The sequence below is a fragment of the Roseivirga spongicola genome (assembly GCF_034376045.1).
In the GTDB taxonomy this organism is placed as follows: domain Bacteria; phylum Bacteroidota; class Bacteroidia; order Cytophagales; family Cyclobacteriaceae; genus Roseivirga; species Roseivirga spongicola.
Genome location: NZ_CP139724.1, coordinates 2,997,622 through 3,018,994 on the forward strand (window position 1 = coordinate 2,997,622; position 21,373 = coordinate 3,018,994).

The 21,373-nt window shown below is 39.5% G+C and carries 22 protein-coding genes; 5 read left to right on the forward strand and 17 right to left on the reverse strand.

Features of this window, described 5'->3' with window-relative positions; all coding sequences use genetic code 11:
- Window positions 1–18 precede the first annotated feature (18 nt).
- From T7867_RS13390 to T7867_RS13400, 3 genes are all read right to left on the reverse strand, one after another.
- On the reverse strand, window positions 19–453 hold the full coding sequence (locus T7867_RS13390) for a four helix bundle protein (protein WP_068224238.1): 435 nt from the start codon (window positions 451–453) through the stop codon (window positions 19–21).
- Window positions 454–501: 48 nt separating this feature from the next.
- The gene (gene sufB, locus T7867_RS13395; protein ID WP_068223538.1) at window positions 502–1,947 is read right to left on the reverse strand and encodes a Fe-S cluster assembly protein SufB; all 1,446 of its coding nucleotides are present in this window, start codon (window positions 1,945–1,947) and stop codon (window positions 502–504) included.
- 113 nt (window positions 1,948–2,060) lie between these two features.
- Window positions 2,061–2,531: an Lrp/AsnC ligand binding domain-containing protein gene (locus T7867_RS13400; RefSeq protein WP_273273736.1), complete on the reverse strand. Its 471-nt coding sequence runs from the start codon at window positions 2,529–2,531 to the stop codon at window positions 2,061–2,063.
- 825 nt (window positions 2,532–3,356) lie between these two features.
- Here T7867_RS13400 and T7867_RS13405 point away from each other — a divergent pair.
- A complete protein-coding gene (locus T7867_RS13405; protein WP_273513882.1) occupies window positions 3,357–4,730 on the forward strand; it encodes a TlpA family protein disulfide reductase in 1,374 nt (457 codons plus the stop codon).
- Window positions 4,731–4,798: 68 nt separating this feature from the next.
- Window positions 4,799–6,478: an AMP-binding protein gene (locus T7867_RS13410; RefSeq protein ID WP_273513881.1), complete on the forward strand. Its 1,680-nt coding sequence runs from the start codon at window positions 4,799–4,801 to the stop codon at window positions 6,476–6,478.
- Window positions 6,479–6,534: 56 nt separating this feature from the next.
- Here T7867_RS13410 and T7867_RS13415 read toward each other — a convergent pair whose 3' ends face one another.
- From T7867_RS13415 to T7867_RS13430, 4 genes are all read right to left on the reverse strand, one after another.
- Entirely contained in the window at window positions 6,535–7,011 is a 477-nt protein-coding gene (locus T7867_RS13415) for a VOC family protein (RefSeq protein WP_273513879.1), read from the reverse strand.
- Window positions 7,012–7,083: 72 nt separating this feature from the next.
- Entirely contained in the window at window positions 7,084–7,905 is an 822-nt protein-coding gene (locus T7867_RS13420) for an AraC family transcriptional regulator (protein ID WP_068223526.1), read from the reverse strand.
- 103 nt (window positions 7,906–8,008) lie between these two features.
- Window positions 8,009–8,494 (reverse strand): energy transducer TonB, encoded by a 486-nt coding sequence (locus T7867_RS13425; RefSeq protein ID WP_068223525.1) that lies wholly within the window; start codon window positions 8,492–8,494, stop codon window positions 8,009–8,011.
- Between the two features lie 18 nt (window positions 8,495–8,512).
- Complete coding sequence (locus T7867_RS13430; protein ID WP_068223522.1) at window positions 8,513–9,037, reverse strand: energy transducer TonB; 525 nt, start codon at window positions 9,035–9,037, stop codon at window positions 8,513–8,515.
- 231 nt (window positions 9,038–9,268) lie between these two features.
- On the opposite strand from T7867_RS13430, the gene T7867_RS13435 reads away from it, so the two are divergent.
- Window positions 9,269–9,658 (forward strand): hypothetical protein, encoded by a 390-nt coding sequence (locus T7867_RS13435; protein WP_157717689.1) that lies wholly within the window; start codon window positions 9,269–9,271, stop codon window positions 9,656–9,658.
- Between the two features lie 44 nt (window positions 9,659–9,702).
- Here T7867_RS13435 and T7867_RS13440 read toward each other — a convergent pair whose 3' ends face one another.
- The gene (locus T7867_RS13440; RefSeq protein ID WP_068223516.1) at window positions 9,703–10,917 is read right to left on the reverse strand and encodes a DEAD/DEAH box helicase; all 1,215 of its coding nucleotides are present in this window, start codon (window positions 10,915–10,917) and stop codon (window positions 9,703–9,705) included.
- 92 nt (window positions 10,918–11,009) lie between these two features.
- Between T7867_RS13440 and T7867_RS13445 the strand changes: the two genes are divergently transcribed.
- Complete coding sequence (locus T7867_RS13445) at window positions 11,010–11,237, forward strand: heavy-metal-associated domain-containing protein (protein ID WP_068224233.1); 228 nt, start codon at window positions 11,010–11,012, stop codon at window positions 11,235–11,237.
- 26 nt (window positions 11,238–11,263) lie between these two features.
- Here T7867_RS13445 and T7867_RS13450 read toward each other — a convergent pair whose 3' ends face one another.
- From T7867_RS13450 to T7867_RS13465, 4 genes are all read right to left on the reverse strand, one after another.
- Complete coding sequence (locus tag T7867_RS13450) at window positions 11,264–12,715, reverse strand: TrkH family potassium uptake protein (RefSeq protein WP_068223513.1); 1,452 nt, start codon at window positions 12,713–12,715, stop codon at window positions 11,264–11,266.
- A gap of 15 nt (window positions 12,716–12,730) precedes the next feature.
- A complete protein-coding gene (gene trkA / locus T7867_RS13455; protein WP_068223509.1) occupies window positions 12,731–14,071 on the reverse strand; it encodes a Trk system potassium transporter TrkA in 1,341 nt (446 codons plus the stop codon).
- 81 nt (window positions 14,072–14,152) lie between these two features.
- Window positions 14,153–14,980, reverse strand: a complete 828-nt coding sequence (locus tag T7867_RS13460; protein ID WP_394364989.1) for a mechanosensitive ion channel family protein — start codon at window positions 14,978–14,980, stop codon at window positions 14,153–14,155.
- A gap of 368 nt (window positions 14,981–15,348) precedes the next feature.
- Complete coding sequence (locus T7867_RS13465; protein WP_068223500.1) at window positions 15,349–16,554, reverse strand: S-adenosylmethionine:tRNA ribosyltransferase-isomerase; 1,206 nt, start codon at window positions 16,552–16,554, stop codon at window positions 15,349–15,351.
- A gap of 275 nt (window positions 16,555–16,829) precedes the next feature.
- Here T7867_RS13465 and T7867_RS13470 point away from each other — a divergent pair, with 275 nt between their 5' ends.
- Window positions 16,830–17,198 carry a hypothetical protein gene (locus tag T7867_RS13470; protein WP_068223496.1) on the forward strand — a complete coding sequence of 123 codons (369 nt, stop codon included), beginning with the start codon at window positions 16,830–16,832 and terminating at the stop codon, window positions 17,196–17,198.
- Between the two features lie 60 nt (window positions 17,199–17,258).
- On the opposite strand, the gene T7867_RS13475 is transcribed toward T7867_RS13470, so the two are convergent.
- The 5 genes from T7867_RS13475 to T7867_RS13495 all read right to left on the reverse strand — a co-directional run bounded on the left by T7867_RS13475 (window position 17,259) and on the right by T7867_RS13495 (window position 21,346).
- Window positions 17,259–18,149, reverse strand: a complete 891-nt coding sequence (locus T7867_RS13475) for a 5-oxoprolinase subunit C family protein (RefSeq protein ID WP_068223494.1) — start codon at window positions 18,147–18,149, stop codon at window positions 17,259–17,261.
- On the reverse strand, window positions 18,142–18,849 hold the full coding sequence (gene pxpB / locus T7867_RS13480) for a 5-oxoprolinase subunit PxpB (RefSeq protein WP_068223491.1): 708 nt from the start codon (window positions 18,847–18,849) through the stop codon (window positions 18,142–18,144). The genes T7867_RS13475 and pxpB overlap by 8 nt, the downstream gene beginning before the upstream one ends.
- Window positions 18,849–19,604, reverse strand: coding sequence for a 5-oxoprolinase subunit PxpA (locus T7867_RS13485; protein WP_068223488.1), 756 nt, complete (start codon window positions 19,602–19,604; stop codon window positions 18,849–18,851). Before T7867_RS13485 ends, pxpB begins: the two co-directional genes overlap by 1 nt.
- Window positions 19,605–19,816: 212 nt before the next feature.
- The gene (locus tag T7867_RS13490; RefSeq protein WP_068223485.1) at window positions 19,817–20,500 is read right to left on the reverse strand and encodes a hypothetical protein; all 684 of its coding nucleotides are present in this window, start codon (window positions 20,498–20,500) and stop codon (window positions 19,817–19,819) included.
- A gap of 3 nt (window positions 20,501–20,503) precedes the next feature.
- Window positions 20,504–21,346, reverse strand: a complete 843-nt coding sequence (locus T7867_RS13495) for an endonuclease/exonuclease/phosphatase family protein (RefSeq protein WP_084375723.1) — start codon at window positions 21,344–21,346, stop codon at window positions 20,504–20,506.
- Window positions 21,347–21,373: the final 27 nt, after the last annotated feature.

The window sequence follows — 21,373 nt, forward strand, 5'->3', positions numbered from 1 at the left end:
CAGTTCTACGTTTAAGGTTCAAAGTTCAAAGTTTTCTAGTCCGTAAAATTCGGCTTCTTCTTCTACTTTATACTTAGCTCCTGTTAACTCTGTTTTATTCAAATATTTAATTAACCCATTAATCATTTTTGAAATGTTTTCAACCCTTTTCAAAAATTGATCAAGTTGGTTTTTAGTTATATAGTTACGATCGAAAGATCTGTATAACTGCGACTTTGTTTCTCCATTTGAGCCATGCGCCACAGTTAAAAACTGTCTGAACTCTTTATTCCCTTTTCTATCAAAACCTTCAGCAATATTGTCCATTACTGAGCCCGATGATCTGTTCAATTGATCTTTTAAAGGATAGTCTCGAATGGAGTCGTTTGAAAGAATTGATTTGTAAACATCATTGGCCAGCATTCTTGCTTCCTGCCAAACATTTAAATCTTCAAACCTTTCAACTTTTGCCATTCTCAACATTAAACTTTAAACATTGAACTTTGAACAAGTTGTTTCTAATTATCCAACTGAACCTTCAAGGGTCAGGGCAAGAAGCTTTTGGGCTTCTACGGCAAACTCCATAGGTAGCTTATTCAATACTTCTTTAGCGTATCCATTTACGATTAACGCTACAGCAGATTCTTCATCTATTCCTCTTTGTTGGCAATAGAAGATTTGATCTTCTCCAATTTTGGAGGTGGTGGCCTCATGTTCAACTTGTGCTGAACTATTCTCAATGTCTATATAAGGGAAGGTATGAGCTCCACACTTATCACCCATTAATAATGAGTCGCACTGTGAGAAGTTTCTAGCGTTAGTTGCACGCTTCATCACTTGAACCTGTCCACGGTAACTGTTTTGCGAGTAACCTGCTGAGATTCCTTTAGAAACGATTCTAGACTTGGTGTTTTTACCAATATGAATCATTTTGGTTCCTGTATCTGCTTGCTGATAATTGTTAGTTACCGCCACAGAGTAGAATTCTCCTTGTGAGTTATCTCCTTTAAGGATACATGAAGGATACTTCCAGGTAACTGCAGAACCGGTTTCAACCTGAGTCCATGAAATTTTGGAGTTATCGCCTTCGCAAATACCTCTTTTGGTTACGAAGTTGTAGATTCCGCCTTTGCCATTCTTATCACCAGGGTACCAGTTTTGAACGGTAGAATATTTTACTTCCGCGTCTTTGGCGGCCTTAATTTCAACTACGGCAGCGTGAAGCTGATTCTCATCTCTTTGAGGTGCTGTACACCCTTCAAGATAACTTACATATGAGCCTTCTTCCGCAACTATCAAAGTTCTTTCGAACTGGCCTGTGTTGGCGGCATTAATTCTAAAGTATGTAGATAGTTCCATCGGGCATCTAACTCCTTTAGGAATGTAGCAGAAAGATCCATCTGAGAATACCGCAGAGTTCAGCGCAGCAAAGTAATTGTCACTTTGAGGAACCACAGTTCCTAAATGCTTTTTAATCAACTCTGGGTGCTCTTGAACTGCCTCTGAGAACGAACAGAATATAATGCCTAGCTCTGAAAGGGTTTCTTTAAAGGTAGTAGCAACCGATACAGAATCTATAACAGCATCAACAGCAACTCCAGTGAGTCTTTTTTGCTCTGTTAAAGAAATTCCTAGCCTTTCGAATGTAGCCAGTAATTCTGGGTCTACCTCATCAAGAGATTTAGGTTTCTTTTTCTGCTTTGGGGCAGAATAATATATAAGGTCTTGGTAGTCTACCTTAGGGTAATTCACATTGGCCCACTCGGGCTCTTCCATTTTCTGCCACATTCTGAAGGCCTTTAGCCTCCATTCAAGAAGCCATTGTGGCTCCTCTTTCTTGGCGGAAATAAAGTGAATAATATCTTCATTTAATCCTTTCGGAGCTTCATCGGCCTCTAAATCTACAGTCCACCCGAACTCATATTCTTTGGAGGTAAACTCTTCAAGGATTTGATTATCGTCACTCATACAATCTTGTTTAGACTGGTTTTAACTGCAAAGGTACAACCTATTGATAGAAGTAATGGTTTCAACTGATAGAAATTTGGCAATACTTTATTGATGAACTCTATAGCGTGCCTTTACTCATTATTTAAGTGAATACTCCTGCTTAAAGTTTCTTCTAGTATTACAAAAGTCTCTGTGCGTTCAATACCATCAACCTTTTGGATTTTGTCGTGCAGAATGTCCTTAAGGTGGTCTGTACTTTTAGCATAAATACGAATAAACATACTGTAGTTTCCAGTAGTATAGTGGATTGAGGTAATCTCATTAATTTTCTTAAGCTGATTGGCCACCTTGTCGTATAGCGAGCTTTTAGAAAGAAAGACACCCAAGAAGCTGCTCACCGTATATCCGAGTTTAGTCAGGTTTAAATCTAAAGAGGCTCCTTTGACAATGCCCATTTTTTCAAGCTTATTCATTCTTACATGAACCGTTCCGCTCGAAACAAATGCTTGTTTGGCTATTTCTGTGTACGGTTTTTTAGCATTGTGCTGAAGTAGAGACAGAATTTTGAGGTCTACGTTATCGATTTCGTAATTATCAGCCATTTGAAGTTGTCTTAATTATTGAATTAACAAATATAAGTTGTATTTATTAATTATTATGTAAATAATGAGTCTAATGATTAATGATATTTCAATGATAATGAAAAACGCTTTACATTTGTAACATATTCAAACGGAATAATTGAGAGCTGGAAAAGCTTATACACTGTAGGGTGACGAAACAGGCAGCCGTGCCCTCCTTTCTCGAGGGTGGAGATTCTGAAATAAAGCTAATCGGCCTAATCACTCCGTGGAGGTTCGAATCCTTCTCCTACAGCTTTAGGTTCTTGATATGAGAATTCGGTTAATAGAGTTTAGGGTTGAAGATTATAAGATGCTCGATTAAAGACCTTAAGTCTAGAATTTCTGCAGGTAGCAGACGAGCATCTTTACACTGTAGGGTGACGAAACAGGCTCCCGATAGCAATCGGGAGTGCCCTCCTTTCTCGAGGGTGGAGATTCTGAAACAAAGCCAATCGGCCTAATCACTCCGTGGAGGTTCGAATCCTTCTCCTACAGCATTTAAAGGATTCCAGAAATGGAGTCCTTTTTTTATGATCATCGTTTCTGAATTTTGTCCTCTTAGAGCTTCCAATGGTTCACTCTTGTATGGCGGCCTGATCTTAATATTGAAATATTTAGCACAACATGTACCTTGGAAAATAGATACTCACCACAGGCAAGTACCCTTACTTCGGCAGAAAGTGAGGACTAGTGGGTAGAAAAAGAGTGAGCATAGTATGTTGATACCTAAATTGACTTTTAAGAGTCGGTCATTTGTTTTCTAGTCCTTTGTGTCTTTCTTTATTCCATCAATTTTTTTGCCTCATGAAGAAGTCCAATCTATTGTTCTACTTGTTGATAAGCCTTTGTTTCGTTTCGTGTAAAACTGAAAATTCAGTAAGCAATGAAGTTTGGTTAAAAGGTAAACTGGTTAACTGGGGAAATGCCTCCAAGGTGCTTAGTGCGCAGAATCTTGAGGCTGACTTTGGTTTAGGAAAGGATATCATCATAAAAACCAATCAGGATAATGAGTTTGACATAAGGTTCGAATTGAATGAGCCTACTTATTACTCTTTAGGTAGGAATAAACTTTACCTCAGTCCTGGAGATGAGCTTCAACTGGAGGTAGATTATAAAGATCCAGAAGCAGCAGTATTTAATGGAACCAATGCTGCTTGGCAGGTTTATTTGGCAGGTGTGGCATTCCCTAAAAGTGGCTCTTATTTAGAAGGAGGGAGAAATCTTAAGAGTGCAGATGTGGCAGAGACTGTAGCTCTTGCCCAATCCAAAACAGAGGAAAGAAAAGAACAACTCCGAGCATTAGAGACATCAAGTGAATTTAAGGTACTTGAAGAAATGCGATTGAAGCTCGACTATCTTAATACTTTGCTTTCAATGCCAGTTTACGGTTCGTTTAAAGACTATTGGGAGTACTCTGAAGTGAAGAAAGCCGAGATCTTAGCTCAAATAAAAGATGATTTGAATGAGATGAGCCAAGGTCTTATGAAAAATGAGTACATGAAGCACCCAAACTTCAGAGACATGCTTCATGAATTGGTTGCTGCCAACTTAAAGGAAGTCGGAGTTTTCACCCATTTAGAGTTTACACCCTTTATGGCGGAGTATGACGAGATGGGAGCTTTTGTGACTCAATTGGAGTTAAATGGCCTGACGAATGAAATGCAGGTTCAGGCCAAAGAGTTTCTTGCGGCTGATCACGCTCTTGAGTATAAGGAAATGGTCAATGCTAAACTTAAAGAGTATGCCGCTTTAAAAACTGGTGAGCCAGCTTTCGATGTATTATTCAAAAATGCTTTGGGTGAAGAAAAGCCACTTTCCGACTTTAAAGGTCAGCTCACTTATGTAGACCTTTGGGCTACTTGGTGCGGACCGTGCATTGCAGAACTTCCAGCATTTGAGCAGTTAAAAGAAGATTATAAAGACAAGCCTGTGCACTTTGTTCCTGTATCTATAGATACTGATTTGGAGGCATGGCAAAAGTATTTGGAGAAGCACGATTTACCGAAAGACAAAGAATATTTAATCAACAGATTGGACTTGTCTGATTATAAGGTAATTACCATTCCTCGTTATTTGTTGCTAGACAAAGACTTTAATATTGTAACTGTTTTTGCTACTGTTCCTTCAGACCCAGAGACACGAAAAATAATAGATCAATACCTTGAAATTTCCGAGTAATTACCTGCTTAGGAATCGTTTGCCATTGCAATTCTTTTATATTTGGCTTTAGCCAATTTTAGAATAAGATGAGTGAACGCGTTTGGGTGAAAAGATATCCGGAAGGTATACCTGCGGAGATGTCTTCGGAAAGACCTGAAAACCTGGTTAAACTTTACCAAGAATCCTTTAAGAGTTTCGGCAGTAAAGAGGCATTTGAAAATATGGGTAAGTCCATTACTTACCATGAACTAGATCAGATGTCCGACTTTTTTGCTGCTTACTTGCAAAATAAGCTAGGTATGAAGAAGGGCGATAGAATCGCTATTCAAATGCCCAACTGTTTACAATATCCGATTGTATTGATAGGAGCGCTCAAAGCTGGCTGTATAGTAGTAAATACAAATCCATTATATACTCACCGAGAAATGGAGCATCAATACCATGATGCTGAAGTAAAGGCTGTAGTGATAGTGGCTAACTTTGCTCATAGTTTAGAAGAGGCCTTAAAAAAGGTTAAGGTAGAGCATGTAATTGTGACCGAACTAGGAGATATGCTTGGAGGTCTCAAGGGTACTTTGGTCAACTTTGTGGTGAAGTATGTAAAAAAGATGGTACCATCTTTCAATATTCCTCAAGCCATTAAATTTAAAACGGTATTGAAAGAAGGAGCCAGAATGAAGTACACTAAGGTGGATATTTCTGGTGAAGACACTGCATTTTTACAGTATACTGGTGGAACTACTGGGGTGTCTAAAGGAGCTATTTTATCTCACAATAATGTAGTGGCTCACACTTTTATCACTAAAGAATGGTTTAAGCCTTTTATGAACCCAAAAGAAGGCGATATCATGATTACTGCGATTCCACTATACCACATATTTGCCCTTAATGTGAATGGCACGCTCATGATGCACACAGGTGCAAAAAATGTGCTTATTACCAATCCACGAGATATGCCGGGCTTTATTAAGGAGCTCAAAAAACATCCTTTTACTCTTTTTACAGGGGTTAATACGCTTTTCAATGGCTTGCTCAATCAACCGAATATCAATGAGGTAGACTGGAGTCATCTAAAAGGAGCTATTGGTGGCGGAATGGCAGTTCAAGATTTTGTAGCTAAGAAATGGAAGGAAGTAACTCAATCTCCTTTAGTGGAGGGCTATGGTCTGAGTGAAACATCGCCTGTAGTTAGCTGTAATCCGCTTGATGGAACACATAAAATCGGTACAATAGGTTTGCCGGTACCATCTACCGAATTGGCTATTTTCGATGAGTCGGGCAATAAGTTAACTCAAGGTGAAGTCGGAGAAATTTGTGTGAAGGGTCCTCAGGTAATGAGTGGCTATTGGAATCAATCTAACGAAGGTGTTTTCTTTGATGGAGACTGGTTCCGAACTGGTGATATTGGCTTGATGGATGAAGAAGGCTTCTTTAAAATTGTTGATCGTAAGAAAGATATGATCAACGTATCTGGCTTCAATGTTTATCCAAACGAGGTTGAAAATGTGATTGTTGAGCACCCAAAAGTGCTAGAGGTTGCCGTTATTGGTATTCCTGACCCTCGTTCAACCGAATGTGTTAAAGCCTTTATCGTAAAGAAAGATAAGAGCTTAACAGAAGAAGAGATTGATGGATTCTGCCATGAAGAATTGACAGGTTATAAGAGACCAAAGCACTACGAATTCGTTGATGAATTACCGAAGTCTAATGTTGGTAAAATTATCAGAAGGGCACTGAGAGAAAGAGAAGAAGCTAAAGCTAATTGATCACAGTTCAACCCCTCCGTAAAAAGGAGGGGAGTGATCAGGTTGCCCAATGAATCTTACTTAATAGAATGAAGTCCCATTCGGTTGCCCTCGGAATCTAGAAATAGAGCGAAGTATCCGTTCTCTTCATCAATTAGGGTTTTTGATAGCAAGATTTCGCCCCCGAATTGTTCCACTTTTTTCAATATTGGCTCTAGGTCTTCACCTCCATTGAGGTGAACTAGAACTCCACTGGAAGCTGGTTCGTAGCCTTCGCCTTTCGTTAATACTACCGATGCTGATTGGCCATCACTTGGGAAGATTCCCATTTCCGTTCCCTGCATATCTATGGATTGGATTTCAATATCTAAAATGGATTCGTAGAACTTTACTGCTCGGTTATTATTAGTTACAGGTATTTCTACAATTGAGACTAGATTGTTCATTGTTTCTGAATTTGCGGTTTTCGGATTAGAGATAGTGGTACTATTGATCAAGCAGAAAAGGCTGCTAATGGTTACTAAGAGGATAGATTCTCTCCAAAGGTTTTTCATAGCTTTATCGATGTAAATATGAGGCATAGTTACACTGAATAGAATATCCGCAATTGTAAAAATGCGACAGACTCAGTCTTTTGAGTACAATACTGAGGAAAGCATCATTTGATCATCAGAAAGATACTCTTTGGGGTTTACGCCAGTGAAATCTTTAAAGTCTTTAATAAAGTGTGCCTGATCGTAATACTCACTTTCATAAGCTATTTGGGTAAGTGTTTGGCCTTTCGGGTTTAGCATTAATTTGAGTGCTGCTTGCAGGCGTATAACCCTTCCCAATTGCTTTGGACTAATTCCGACAGATTTAGAGAAGCTTCGTTCTAGCTTTCTTCTTTTGCTGAGCTCTTCCTTCAAAATGGAGTGAATAGATGCTTTTCCCTGAGTATTATAAAGGGCGTCTGTGGTAGATTTGAGAATTTCATCCTGAATACTTGAAGAGGCCAGCAAGTCTAATAGAAACTTCTCCACAGCCGCTATTCTTTCTTGGATAGATGAAGCATTTTCAACTTCTTTTATAAGTATTGACACCACATCGGACTGAAATATTTGAGAAAGAGGGGTGTCTTTATCCGCTAAATCTTTAATGGGAGTTTGAATGAAGTTAGCAAAGCCATAGGGGTAAAACCGGACTGCAAATGAATTGACATAGCCCGTAGGCTGAACAAAGTATGGCGCTGTTATTTGCCCAATAATAAAGGCTTTTGGTTGAAGGGTAAACTCTGTTTCTGAAGTAAATCGCTTGATGTCGTCTCCTAGAATAAAACACATTTCAATACAGCCATCGGGAAGAATGCGCTGTTTTGGAGCTTGTGATCCATCAGGAACCTCTAGTGTCCAGTAACATTTTACTATGGATTCTAAATCGGGGTGAGGATCATAGGTCTGGTGGTTCATTTCAGCTTGTTTAAAAAATAGGTGGCTAGGTTCCTAATTCTTAAAGCTAATTAATGGATTTGAACATAGAACAACTAATAGAGTCTAATGGCAAGAATTAATTCTAGGCTTTACCTTTTAGTGTGAATACAATACGGATGTTGCTTGAAGAATTTACATCTTCTCCGTTTCGGGTTCCTGGGTTCCATTTACCCGAATTAAGTAGTACTCTAACAGCTTCCTCATCGCAACCATATCCGAGTCCTCTTATGACTCTCACATTTTTAATTTCTCCAGTGTGTTTAACATTGAATGAAAGGAAAACGGATCCTTGAATTCCTTCGCTGTATGCCTCGTGTGGATATTTTAAGTTGTTTTTAAGATGTTGATTCCAGCGTGTTGCTCCACCCGGGTAGCTAGGAGAGGCATTATAAACCAAGTCTAAATCTTCAGGTTCATAGAGTTTCTTTTCAGATTGGTCGTAGCTAACCAATTTGTAAGGTTTGTGCCAAGTGGATACCGTATTTCTACAACTCACTGTAAAAACAAAAGCAAGCCCGAAAATCAGACTTGCTTTAACCTTGAATGTTTTTTGACCTAAGAGGCTCAACGTGAAATCTTGATTTTTTTAGTTCGACTGATTGTCCAAGGTTTCTATAATAACTTCCGTTGTTTCATGGCTTAAAGTTGCCGGGCCTGAGCTTCCTTCAGGTAGTTTAAATACAATGCGTAGTTGCATTCTAGAATTTACAGCTCGTCCTCTTTGCTTACCTGGGTTCCATTTATCAGACTCTAAAAGTACTCTCAATGCTTCTTCATCGCACCCATGGCCAATTCCTCTCACTACTTGCATATCGCGTAGTTCACCAGTTTTGTCTACTACAAAGGAAAGGAAGACTGCTCCCTCAACTCCTTCAGCTTTCGCTTTTTCTGGGTACTTTAAGGTTTTGCTCAGATGTTTATACCACTCTGTCATTCCGCCTGGATAGGTAGGTTGCTCTTCCACACGGATAAAAACCTCATCTAAGGAGCTAACTTCAGAGACTTCTACAATTGCTTCAGATATCTCTTGGTTTGGCTCAATGAATAATTCTGACTTATCGCACGCATATAGGGCTATGCAAAGCAATAAGAGTAAAGGTAGTTTTTTCATAAGGGTTGATTTAACTATTGGTTTAATTTTAAAACTAATGTATTAGTTTGTTTCGTAAAATCAAAATGATGGAGCCACAAGCTAGAGGGCCTTTGTTGTAAGTGTGGTTTTCCAGTAAGCGACTTGTAGAATATCTTTATGATAGGCCATCCACGTACTATAATCACTCCTTTATTCTTTCATAGCTCTCACAACTTGTTAATTGTCAGTGGTGTCTAATGTGGTATGGGAATGGAATTGAAAATAGCTATAGGGAGAATACTGATTATACTCTTTTCAATTGGTGTTCTAGTGTTCTCTTGCGAAGAACAGAGGCCAGAGATTATTGGCTGCTGGACCAATGTTTATGAGGAAGGTCAAGACGTGTATAAGCCATGTAACATGCAAGCTTTTGCGCCCGGCCATTTCAGGCAGGTTTATGACTTTCGGTCAGATGGCACTGTCAATTATTTAGTCTTACACCCTGCAGACGCCCATTTTATGAGAGAAGCAAAGTGGGTTTATAAAAAGGGAGACAGTCAGGTCTATATCATTGATTCTACAACGGATCAATTGTTACTTAAACTCAGCATTTCTATACATAGTGACGATGCAATAAGCATAACAGAAATGTCTCAATGATTCCTTATTAGGCTTATAAATAAACCCAAGTTTTGATGAATTTTCTACTTCCTCTTACCTTTTCTGAACGGTTTTCTGCCACCTCTTGGATTGCTGCCCCGCGACTTGGGATTATACTCTGGCCCTGGGCCTAGATCTGCCGGAGGTTGAATTTTACGCACTTCTTGTTCCATCATCTGCTCAATGCGGGAGAACTTATACATGTCTTCTTCATTAATGAAGGTAACAGCTTCTCCTTCAGTGGCTGCTCTGGCAGTTCTACCAATTCTGTGGATATAATCTTCAGGGTCGTTTGGTGCATCATAGTTGATCACCATGTCAATATTGTCTACATCAATACCTCTAGAGATTACATCGGTTGCCACTAGTATTGGCAGCTTCTTGTTCTTAAACTCTCTTAGAATTTCTTCCCTAGTGTTTTGCTCAAGGTCACTGGAAATATCTTTGGCGTTCATTCCTTCTCTCTGAAGAGCCTTAGCTATTTCACGTACTTTGATTTTTCTAGAAGCAAAAATGATGAGGCTTGGAACATCATTATATCGAAGAAGGTGTTTGATAGTCTCAATTTTCTGATGGTCATGCGCTAAGACAGCTACTTGAGTAACTCGCTCCGCAGGCTTAGAAATTGAGATGTTTACTTCAATCGGATCTTTAAGAATCTCCTTGGCCAGATTTCTGATCTTAGGTGGCATTGTTGCTGAGAAGAGTAAATTCTGCCTTTCCTTGGGGAGGAAAGAAATGATCTTCTTAATGTCGTCCATAAAGCCCATGTCCAACATTCTATCGGCTTCATCTAAAACTAGATTCTTTAAGCTTTTTACATTTACATAGCCCAGGTTGAGGTGAGAGATAAGCTTACCTGGAGTTCCCACAATAATATGTGCTCCTTCAGAAAGTGCTTTCTTTTCTTGGGTGAATGTATCACCGCTTCCTCCACCATATATGGCTATTGAACTTACACCTGTAAAGTAGCTCAAGCCTTGAAGTTGCTGGTCTATCTGAATAGCCAGTTCTCGCGTAGGGCAGATGATGATTGAATTAACATGATCGTCTTCCACACCTTCTGCACATATTTTATGCATTAGCGGAAGTAGAAACGCTGCTGTTTTTCCTGTCCCTGTTTGGGCGCAGCCTATAATGTCTTTTCCTTCAATAATTGAAGGAATTGCTTGCTCCTGAATTGGAGTTGGGTTTTCGAAACCGATGGCCTCTAGGCCGGCTAAAACATCAGGATGTAATTGAAGTTCTGAAAAGGTCAAAGCTGTGAACTATATTCGTGAAAGTCTTGTATAGCTTATTGTTAAGCGAAATATACGAAGCTCTAATAGCTAATCAATATAAGAATACAAAAATGAAAAAGGCTGTTTTTAAAACCAATATTAATTGTGGGGGCTGCGTAGCTACGGTAACACCCTTTTTAGAAAAGGCAAATACAGTAAAAAACTGGGAAGTTGATACTGATTCGAAAGAAAAGAAACTCACTGTTGCTGGCGAAAATCTTGACAAATCTGAAGTTATTAGCCTTGTGAAGGAAGCCGGATTCGAAATTAAAGAGAAGAAGAGCCTATTTGGTTTTTAACCATCTACCATTTAAGGTAGACGGATTTACCTTTTCTTCCAGAAATAAGGGGAGAGTAACATCAGAACCGTAAAGAGTTCCAGTCGGCCTAAAAGCATTAAGAAGCCCAATAACCACTTGCCGCCCATAGGCATTGCTGAGAAGTTATCTACTGGCCCAACATCGCCAATACCTGGTCCAACATTTCCTAATGAAGTAGCTACAGCACCAAAAGCGGTATCGAAGTCAACATTCATTGATGAGAGCAGGGTAACACCTACAAGAAATACCAAGATATAGATCATAATAAAGGCGAGAACATTGTATACGATGTTTTGCTCCATGGCCTTTCCGCTGATTCTTACCGGAATTACCGCAGACGGATGTAGCTGCCTTTTAAGTTCTAAGAAAGAGTTTTTGAATAATACCACATGGCGAATAACCTTTACACCTCCTGCGGTAGACCCGGCAGAGCCTCCAACAAATAACAGAATAAAGAAGAGTACAGAAAGGAATGGAGCCCAGCTGGTATAGTCAGCTGAAACAAATCCGGTTGTGGTGATTATGGAGACTACTTGGAACAACGCATCTCTGAACGAAGCCTCAAAACTACTCTCCGTTACCACCAATAGTGTAATAGTAACAATGAGGGTAATTACTAGAGTGAAAAGTGTGTATACCACGAATTCTTCGTTTCGAATTACCTTGGTAAAATTCCTCTTTAGGGCGAAATAGGTTAGGGTAAAGCTAGTTCCGGCAAGGAACATAAAGACAATTACAATGTATTGAATAGCAGGTGATTGACCTGCTAAGCTGGCGTTCATGGTTGAGAACCCACCAGTAGCCATAGTAGTTAAACTATGGTTCATGGCATCGTAAGGCGTCATTCCAGCAAAATAGAGCAGTATGGCTTCCGTAACCGTAAGGCCAAAGTAGATGAACCAGAGTCTTTTGGCTGTTTCTTGGATTCTAGGCTGCAGCTTATCAGGAGTAATTCCTGGTGCTTCTGCCACAAATAACTGCATGCCACCAATTCCTAAGAATGGTAGAATAGCCAGAGCAAGCACTATGATACCCATTCCTCCAATCCATTGGGTAAGGCTGCGCCAAAAGAGTATGCCTTTAGAAACGGCTTCTATATCTGTTAATATAGAGGCACCTGTAGTGGTATAACCCGATACAGTTTCGAAAAAGGCATTAGTAAAAGATGGAATGGCTCCGCTAATAAGATAGGGGAGTGCTCCAAAGAATGACATGAAGATCCAGCCAGCGGTAACAATCAGGTAACCGTCTTTCTTTTTTAGGTCTTTGTTCTTGTTGTTTCTGGTGAGGAATCTGAGCAGAAAGCCAACAGATACCGTTATTCCACTAGAAATAGCAATAGAGAGCCACTCGGTTTCCCAGAAGTACAGAGAAACAGGTAGGCAGAGTAGCATAAAACCTCCGTTGATCAGAAGTAGAATGCCGAGTATGTTACCGATTACCTTGTAGTTAAACATTCAGGCTGCAAGTTACTAGGTAAAGTAAGATTCTACCTTTTTAATACATTCTGGTTTAGACAAAACTACCACTCTATCTTTTGCCTGAAACCTGAAGTTGCCCGGAGTTGTGAGCCCTTTGCCATCTCTAATTACCCCACCAATAATAGCCGATTTAGGGAATTGAAGGTTGCGCAACTGATGCTGAGTAATTTTTGAGTTTTCTTGTACTTCAAATTCAAGTATTTCTGCGTTTACACCGTGAATACTCGTTATGGAGACAATTTCTCCCTGTCTAACATGGCGGAATATAAAGTTTGCCGCAATGAGTTTCTTATTAATCATGGTATCTACACCAATACTTTGCGAAAGGTGAATGTAGTCCATGTTTTCTACCATTGCGATGGTTTTCTTTACTCCAAGCTTTTTGGCAACCAAGCATGAGATAATATTGGTTTCAGAGTCACCAGTAACGGCAATAAAAGCATCCATTTCATTGATGCTTTCCTCTTCCAATAACTCCACGTTTCTTCCATCGCCATTAATTACCATGGCATCTGGTAGTTCATCGGCCAACTCAAAACACTTTTGAGAGTCCTTCTCAATGAGCTTTACATTGTATTTATTACTCAGGATTTTGGCAGCGTGGAAACCAACCCTAGAACCACCTAAAATCATTAGGCTTTTAACACCTTCTTTCTTTTTGCCAGACAGAAAGAGGAGTTTTTCTACACTCTCTGGTTGAGCAACAAAGTAAACATGGTCTCCTTCTTGAAAAGTAGTATCTCCATAAGGAATAATGGTTTCATCTTCGCGAAGAATGGCCACAGTCATAAAGGACTGATCGGGATTAATTTTGGCCACCTCAATCATGGATTTACCAATCAGAGGGCTTTTTGCTTCGATATTCACTCCAATCAGTTGGAGTAGTCCTTTCTCAAAGTCGAAGCTATCGGTAATGGCTACCTCTTTCAGTAACCTTTTAATTTCTCTTGCTGCTAAAGATTCAGGAGAGATGATATCATCAATACCCAAATGCTTGAGGTTCAGCTTATCTTTTTTGTATAAGAACTCTGTATTGGAAATTCTGGCTATGGTACGTTTTGCACCTAAGTGTTTGGCAATTATAGCCGTGGTAATGTTCACTTCCTCAGAAGAGGTAACGGCAATTAATAGGTCTGCTTCGCTCACACCCGCTTCCTCTAGCACGGTATAGGAGGTTGCTGTACCTTTAATTGTGGCTGCATCTACCTGATTTGCAGCCATTTTTAGCTTGTCTGCCGCCTGGTCAATTAATACAATATCTTGACCTTCTTGGCACAACAATTTCGCCAAATGAAACCCCACATTTCCAACACCCGCAATGATTACTCTCATCTTTTCACTCTTTGGAGGCCGCCAATTTAAACAAATTCATGAATGAGCGATACACCAATACGTTGTTTGCACAGAAAACGATTACTTCGCTCTACTTTCGGCAGGCCACCCTGAACGTAGGTGCAAATCTCGTTGAGGGAAAGGAATTTCAACTCCGTGTTCTTTAAATCTCTCGAAAATCTCATAATACAGCTGGCTTTTCAAAACAGTTGGCTTGTTAATGTAGGTACTCGTCCAAATCATTAGGTCGAAGTTGAGAGAGCTATCGGCATATTCTACAAAAAGAACATCTGGAGCAGGCCTCTTAAGTACATCTGAATTTTTTTCTGCTACGCTCAATAATATCTTTTTGATTTTTGCTGGGTCTTCATTGTAGCTAACGCCTACAGGAACATGAAAACGAATGCTTCTATCATTATGGCTCCAATTAATTACCCTTTGATTGATAAACTCAGAATTAGGAACAATAATTGAAATATTGTCATTAGTGTTTACCGTTGTAGCTCTGGCCGAAACTTTAATAACGTCTCCCTGCACACTACCAACTTCAATTCTATCGCCCACTTTTATGGGTCTTTCAAAGAGTATAATTAATCCCGAAATGAAATTGTTTGCAATATTCTGCAAACCAAAACCAATACCTACACCTAGTGCCCCTGCTAACACATTGAGCGAACCTAGATTTATACCCACATTTTGGATAATAATAAAGGCACCTATAATGATGACCACATATTGAATAATTGTACCAATTGACTGGCTTACCCCAATATCTGTAGAGTACTTAGAGAGTACCTGTTTTACAAATATGCTCTTCAGTTTGCTGGTAAAATATACAAGTAAGGTGAACAAGAAGGCAAAACGAATAAGATCGAAGAGCTTTACTTGGTTTTCATCTTTTCCGAAAATGGTTTTGTTCCAGTTAGAGTTACTGTCTACACCAATACTTGCCAATAGTATGGCAACTCCAATAATAAGAATGGTATACTTAGTGGTATTACCAATTGAGAGAATGGTTTTTCTATCTTCTACTCTGTGAGTAAGTATTCTATTAATAAGAACAGAACGGCATAGGTTGCCTAGCAAATTCAAGAGAATAAGGTAGACAATAGGTACAATAATGTGCGTTGCAGTGATTTCTTCTCCTAAGAGAGAAAACTTGTCGCTGAGTACAGGTACGTTCTCGTTGATGTAGTTGATCAGCTTCTCCAATACAGCTATTGGAGGATCAGCTGAAGTATCTTGAATCATGCTTTAATATAAACACTTTTAAATTTTCACGGCAGTAAAATTGAAGAGTCGCCATAGCTTAAAAAGCGATAGTCATTTGAAAGTGCATGTTTATACACCTTTTTCCAGTTTTCTCCTATGAAGGCCCAAACCAAAAGCATAAGAGTGCTGCCAGGCTGGTGAAAGTTGGTGATCAGGCCGTTGCAAACTCTGAACTGATAGCCAGGCATAATGAATATTTCAGTTTTACCTGTTAAAATGGAAGTATTGTTCTCATCCATCCAGTTTAACATGAATGCAAAGACTTCTTTTCTTGAAGGAAGGTTTTCCTCTGTTTCATACGGCTCTAATTTCTGAATAGAAAAATCTTCGTTTCCATTCATTAGTCTTACGCCAAACCAGTACAAACTTTCTAGAGTACGCATAGATGTAGTACCAACTGCCACTACACGCTCGGTTTTGGAGAGGAGCTCTACAGTACTTCTATTTACCTCTACCTGCTCTGAATGCATATTGTGCTCTCTGGCATCACTGGCCTTTATTGGCTGGAAGGTGCCCGCACTAACATGTAACGTAAGGTAGTTAAGGTTTACTCCTTTTTGCTCGAGATCAGACAAAACTTGATCGGTGAAATGAAGCCCTGCTGTTGGAGCCGCTACAGCTCCTTCTTGCTTAGAATATACTGTCTGGTAACGTTCCTTATCTTCGGGCTCATCTGTTCTATTCAGGTAGGGCGGTAGCGGTACTTTACCACTTAATTCTACTATTTCGGCAAAGGAAAGAGATTTATCTGACCAGCTGAACTCTATTTGTTTTTGCTCTCGGTCAACGATTTTTGCGCGTATTTCAACGCTGGAACCATTGTTTTCAAACTTTCGAGCGAGTATAGTATCGTCTTTCCATTTCTTGAAGTTACCTACCATACACTCCCAAACCACAGCACCTGTTTCTTCCATCATCAAACTAATGATGTGCGTAGGGCTTACTGGGTTAAGTAAGAAAATTTCTATTTGGGCTCCAGTTTCTTTCTGGAAGAAGAGTCTGGCAGGAATAACCTTGGTGTTGTTGAAAAAGAGAGAGGTGTTGGCATCTAAGATTTCGGGCAGGTTTTTGAATTCTGTATCAGAGATATTGCCACCACTGTAAGTTAAGAGCTTCGATTGATCTCTTTGAGCCAATGGATACTTCGCGATTTTTTCATCAGGTAGCGAATAGTTTATCGCCTTTAAATCTGGAGCAGGAGGGATAGCCATATTTGGGCGCAAGTTAATTTATCAAAAATTAATGCGCCTTATGTAACCTTTAAAAAGCCTTAAAATCCTTGGATTGGACACTTTTGCGCACACTGTTGACCGAAAACGTACACAAATGAACAGCTTAATAATCCTGTATGATTGTAATTCATTGACTTTCAGTTGATAATAAATTTTGGCATACGGATTGGATAATTGTTGGCAGGTCAAAAACAAGGTCAAAACAATAGGTCAAATTTTTCCGCTTTCGGGCGGAGCTCAAAATATCAAACAACATGAAAAAGTTAAAAAATAGAATCTCAGCCGTAATGGCACTTATGCTTGCCGGAACCATTCTTGCCTCTGCAAGCACTCCAATTCCTAACAATCCTGTAAACGAAAAAGCCAACGATAAGAAAGTAGAAGAAGCGTTGGTTTATGATGAGGCTTATCTGGAAGAAATTGATGCTTATGTGGAGCAATATCTGGCGGAAAACATAGTGCAATTCCAAGAAGTAGACTTCGTTAAAGTTTATGATAGTAACCAAGAGTTACTAGTAGAAGGAGAGAAGAGCAGTCTTGGAGAAGATCAATTAAGACTTTTGAGACAAGCAGACTTGCTGTCAGAACTGAATGGCACTGCTTACTATCAGATAAATAATTAATTAGTAGTTTTAGTTTAAGGTTGATTAAGGCGATTTCATACGGAGATCGCCTTGTCTGTTTTATAGGTCTGCCAAGCCAACAAGCATAAACCTTACTTCATCTCCAGCCTTCATTTGAGCCACAATAGAAAGGTCTTCGGTCACTACATTGGCAATTCTGGGATAACCTCCTGTAGTTTGTGCATCTGCGGCTAAAATAATAGGTTCGCCAGCGCTAGTTACTTGAACTGTACCTTCCACTATTCCAGACGAAATTTCTTCTCTTAAAGGTTTATAATCCTTTATCGCTCCTTTTAGTCTGTATCCCATTCGGTTGGAATCGGCACTTACCTCAAATACTTTATCAAAGAAAGATTGAATCTGATCTATGCTGAACTGTTCAAACTCTGGCCCAGTAACCACTCTTAAAATATAGCTGGAGGTATATATGGGTCTAGCCGTTTTAGGGTAAGTTCTCTGTTCTATAAAATTAGAGGTACGTATCTCAATAGACTGATTTGATTGAAGCTGTTCTGGTATTCCGTCTACTTTTAAAAGATTAGATATGGTACTAAAGCTACTGAGCCACTCTGTTCCGCTCCATTCGCCCCGAGCTGCTAGGTATGTTCTGCATCCCGATTCCACTCTATGAAAACTCAGCCTGTCTCTTGACTTGATATCAATGGTCTGATACATTGGCATGGGCTTGTCATTGAGTTTAGCATTCATGTCAGCTCCTGTTATAGCAATTTGCCCAACACCCTCAAATTCCAGTTCTGCACCACAAAGGGTCATTTCTATGGTGGGTGTAGCATGCGGATTATCTAGCAATTCATTAGCTATTTTATGTGCTTCTTTGTCCATGGCACCGCTAAATGGAATGCCAGCATCTTGGTGGCCAACTCTGCCTAGGTCTTGAAGAGAACTGAATAAACCAGGTTTCAATATTTTTATTTTGAATAGGTTATCCATGTTTTGCCTCGGTATGGTATATACCAGTTTCTTCTTTTAATAGAATCAGTTTAAACTCATCTTCTGAAATTGCTCTGAATTTCACCTTGTCTCCTGCAAAGAGGAGATTAGGCTCTTCTCTTGTTGTATCGAACATTTGCACTGGGGTTTGCCCAATTATTTGCCAACCACCAGGGGCATTTACCGGGTATATTCCGGTTTGATGCCCTGCTAAACCAACAGAACCTTGCGGAACAGATTTTCTTGGCGTTTTCTTACGTGGACAGGCTAGTTGATCGGGTAGGGTGCCCAAATATGCGAATCCGGCAACAAAGCCAAGCATATAAACCCTAAACTCTTGGGCCTTATGAAGAGCTATGATTTCTTTCGGGTCGAGCCCTGTGATTTCAGAAACCTCATGCATGTCTGGTGCAAAATCACCTTCATAGCAAACAGGAATTGTAAATTCTCTAACATAAACCGATTGATTGGTAGGGGGCTGTGAAGCCAATTCTTTAATTAATTCAGTGGCTTCGTTTATAGTGAATCGACTTCGGTCTATACCTACTGTTAAGCTGCAGTAGGCAGGAGTGAGGAAGGTAAACTTAGCACTAGCCTTTAAAGTATGGTAAAGGTTAATCACTTGCTGATTGATTTCAGGGTCAATCTTTTTCTCAAATGAAACGAGTAAGGCTTTATCTCCAAAAGGTTGAATGTGCATTAAAAGTGTCTTTTACTGATGCCTGCTACGCTTAGTTTTTCTGTTATTTTCTCTAGTATAGCTATTGCCGAAGGGTTGTCCCCGTGAATGCAAAAGCTCTGGGCTTCAATGGTTATTTCTTTCCCCTCGGCACTCAATGCTTTCTGGTTCTGGGCAATAGAAACAACCTGATCTGCTGCTATTTCGGCATTGTTATGAACAGCACCTTCTAGATTTCTAGCCCTTAATTTTCCATTTGCCTCATACTGTCTATCAGCAAAAGCCTCGGCCACAAACTTCATGTTTTCATATTCTGCCACTTGTTTAACCAAGCTTCCTGCTAGCCCCATCACTTTTAAATTAACATCAATTTGTTTTATAGCACTAACAACTGTTTGAGCCACCATTTCGTTTTGAGCCATTTCATTATATAAGGCACCATGAGGTTTTACATAAGCCAAGTTAAGCCCTTTGCTTTCCACTAAACCTTTCAGCGCAGCAACTTGATACTTTATAGATGAGGAGAGTTCGTTCGAGGTCATGGGGATCACTCTTCGACCAAAACCTTGTAAGTCTGGGTAGCCAGGGTGAGCACCAATTTGCACCTTATGTTGAATAGCCAAGTCTATGGTACGTTCAATGTGATAGGGATCTCCTGCATGCATTCCACAGGCAATGTTACAAGAGGTGATATGTGGGAATATAGCTTCGTCATTTCCGACAATGAAGTTGCCATAGCTTTCGCCCATATCGCAATTGATATCCACAAAACTCATTGGGTTAAGTTAAGAAAAGAAAAGTTAGCCCAGCGAACTGAAGCTAACTTTGTCCTTAACCATAAATGAAAAGAGCCATTCCCGAAAACGAGAAGGGCTCAATTGCAATTAGTTGTATTTTGTAGATTCTGTTAGTCAGAAAAACGAGGTGTTTAATCTCTACTACTTATGATTTAAATAATTGATTAATAGGGTTGTATGACTACCCTGGACTACTGAATTTGATAACTATAGCTTAGACTGAACCCATAACCTGTGTATGAAGGGTTGGAGTCTAGCATATTATAGTTTGTTTGATGAAAGTTTCCATAGCCCAAGCGAACCTTGTTTTTATTTCTCGTGACGTATTCGAAACCTAATTGTGAAGAATGATTGAAAGAGAATTTACTTCCGTTATATGGGAACTCTTTAAAACCTTGAAATAAGCCAATTCCATATTCTATATATGGTTTGAATCTCTTTTTCCCGAAAAGGTACCACCTGTAATAGGTCATTAGCCCTAACCCTAATCCAAATCGATCATCTGTTCCTATGTGTGGAGAGTTATCACTCCACTGCTGTAAGTTAAATGAGGCAGATACAGCAAACCATGGTGCTGGTTGATGCTCAATACCTGCATTTTGATGCCAAACATTTTTTAGACCCCAAGCATACTCTTTATTCATTCCTGCCCTAAAGGAATAGTAATTGACATTGTTATGCTTCTTGAACAAAAACTCCTCGAGAGAATATGATATAGCAGCCAAGCCTAAAACCCCGACTAGAGTTTCTTTGTCTGTAAGTGTAGTCGGTAGAGCAGGATCGAATCCTGGAAAATGAAACCAATCTTTTTGCGACTGCGCCTGAATGTTGGTTACAGTTAAGAGTGTGATTATACTTATGAATGTGATTCTCATTTATTAATAATTCATGTGAGAAATAATGGGGTAATGGTCGGATATATAAGGCACACCGTAGTCCTTTACTACCGTTTTATAAGAGAGTGCGTTGGCATTTTTAAAGAAGATGAAATCTATATTTCTATTCATGTACCACCTTCCAAATGCATTGAATGACTGATTGTCGTCACTTTTTTCAGCAAAGCGCTGAGCACTTAGGAATTCATTGGTGATAGGGGCAAGTCGTTTGTTGCCAATTAGCATGTTGAAGTCTCCGGTAATGAATACGGGTGCACCAGCTTCTACAATTTCTGAAACTTTTTTAACGAGAAGTTCACTCGATTTTTGCTGTGCTACTTTCCCTATGTGGTCAAAGTGAGTGTTAAACACATATAAGATTTTACCTGTGTATTTATCATAGAGCTTTGCCCAAGTTACTATTCTAATATTGTTAGAATCCCAACCCAGTGATTGGACTTCTGGTGTTTCACTAAGCCAAAAAGTTTCAGATTGTAGTAAATCGAATTGTGCCTTTTTATAGAATATGCTTTTGTACTCACCGTAGTAACTACTCTCGTTTTTTTCACCAACATGAGCATAATCATCTAAGTTTTCAGCCAGAAAGTTCACCTGGTGCTCTTGTCCTTCCTGAATTCCTAAAAGGCTAGGTTCAAACTCTTTGAGCATATCAATGCACGCCCATTGACGATTACTCCATTTGTTTTCTCCATCGGCTTCTTCGTCATAACGCAGATTAAACGACATTAGGCTTAGGTCGTATTCACCGTTGTAATTAGGGATTTCCGTTTGTTTACAACTGATGATTGCACACAAAATGCATGTGCTAAGAAGTGTTCTTATCATTTATATTATTTGTTAAATAGTGTTCTT

Bases quoted from the DNA above. Each gene is read 5' to 3' on its own strand.
- T7867_RS13430 (WP_068223522.1), bottom strand. From the start codon at position 9,037: ATGAAAAAACTACCTTTACTCTTATTGCTTTGCATAGCCCTATATGCG.
- T7867_RS13400 (WP_273273736.1), bottom strand. From the start codon at position 2,531: ATGGCTGATAATTACGAAATCGATAACGTAGACCTCAAAATTCTGTCT.
- T7867_RS13470 (WP_068223496.1), top strand. From the start codon at position 16,830: ATGAAAAAGTTAAAAAATAGAATCTCAGCCGTAATGGCACTTATGCTT.
- T7867_RS13420 (WP_068223526.1), bottom strand. From the start codon at position 7,905: ATGAACCACCAGACCTATGATCCTCACCCCGATTTAGAATCCATAGTA.
- trkA (WP_068223509.1), bottom strand. From the start codon at position 14,071: ATGAGAGTAATCATTGCGGGTGTTGGAAATGTGGGGTTTCATTTGGCG.
- T7867_RS13495 (WP_084375723.1), bottom strand. From the start codon at position 21,346: ATGATAAGAACACTTCTTAGCACATGCATTTTGTGTGCAATCATCAGT.
- pxpB (WP_068223491.1), bottom strand. From the start codon at position 18,849: ATGCACATTCAACCTTTTGGAGATAAAGCCTTACTCGTTTCATTTGAG.
- T7867_RS13485 (WP_068223488.1), bottom strand. From the start codon at position 19,604: ATGAGTTTTGTGGATATCAATTGCGATATGGGCGAAAGCTATGGCAAC.
- T7867_RS13490 (WP_068223485.1), bottom strand. From the start codon at position 20,500: ATGAGAATCACATTCATAAGTATAATCACACTCTTAACTGTAACCAAC.
- T7867_RS13475 (WP_068223494.1), bottom strand. From the start codon at position 18,149: ATGGATAACCTATTCAAAATAAAAATATTGAAACCTGGTTTATTCAGT.
- sufB (WP_068223538.1), bottom strand. From the start codon at position 1,947: ATGAGTGACGATAATCAAATCCTTGAAGAGTTTACCTCCAAAGAATAT.
- T7867_RS13435 (WP_157717689.1), top strand. From the start codon at position 9,269: ATGGAATTGAAAATAGCTATAGGGAGAATACTGATTATACTCTTTTCA.
- T7867_RS13405 (WP_273513882.1), top strand. From the start codon at position 3,357: ATGAAGAAGTCCAATCTATTGTTCTACTTGTTGATAAGCCTTTGTTTC.
- T7867_RS13390 (WP_068224238.1), bottom strand. From the start codon at position 453: ATGGCAAAAGTTGAAAGGTTTGAAGATTTAAATGTTTGGCAGGAAGCA.
- T7867_RS13415 (WP_273513879.1), bottom strand. From the start codon at position 7,011: ATGAAAAACCTTTGGAGAGAATCTATCCTCTTAGTAACCATTAGCAGC.
- T7867_RS13450 (WP_068223513.1), bottom strand. From the start codon at position 12,715: ATGTTTAACTACAAGGTAATCGGTAACATACTCGGCATTCTACTTCTG.
- T7867_RS13465 (WP_068223500.1), bottom strand. From the start codon at position 16,554: ATGGCTATCCCTCCTGCTCCAGATTTAAAGGCGATAAACTATTCGCTA.
- T7867_RS13410 (WP_273513881.1), top strand. From the start codon at position 4,799: ATGAGTGAACGCGTTTGGGTGAAAAGATATCCGGAAGGTATACCTGCG.
- T7867_RS13445 (WP_068224233.1), top strand. From the start codon at position 11,010: ATGAAAAAGGCTGTTTTTAAAACCAATATTAATTGTGGGGGCTGCGTA.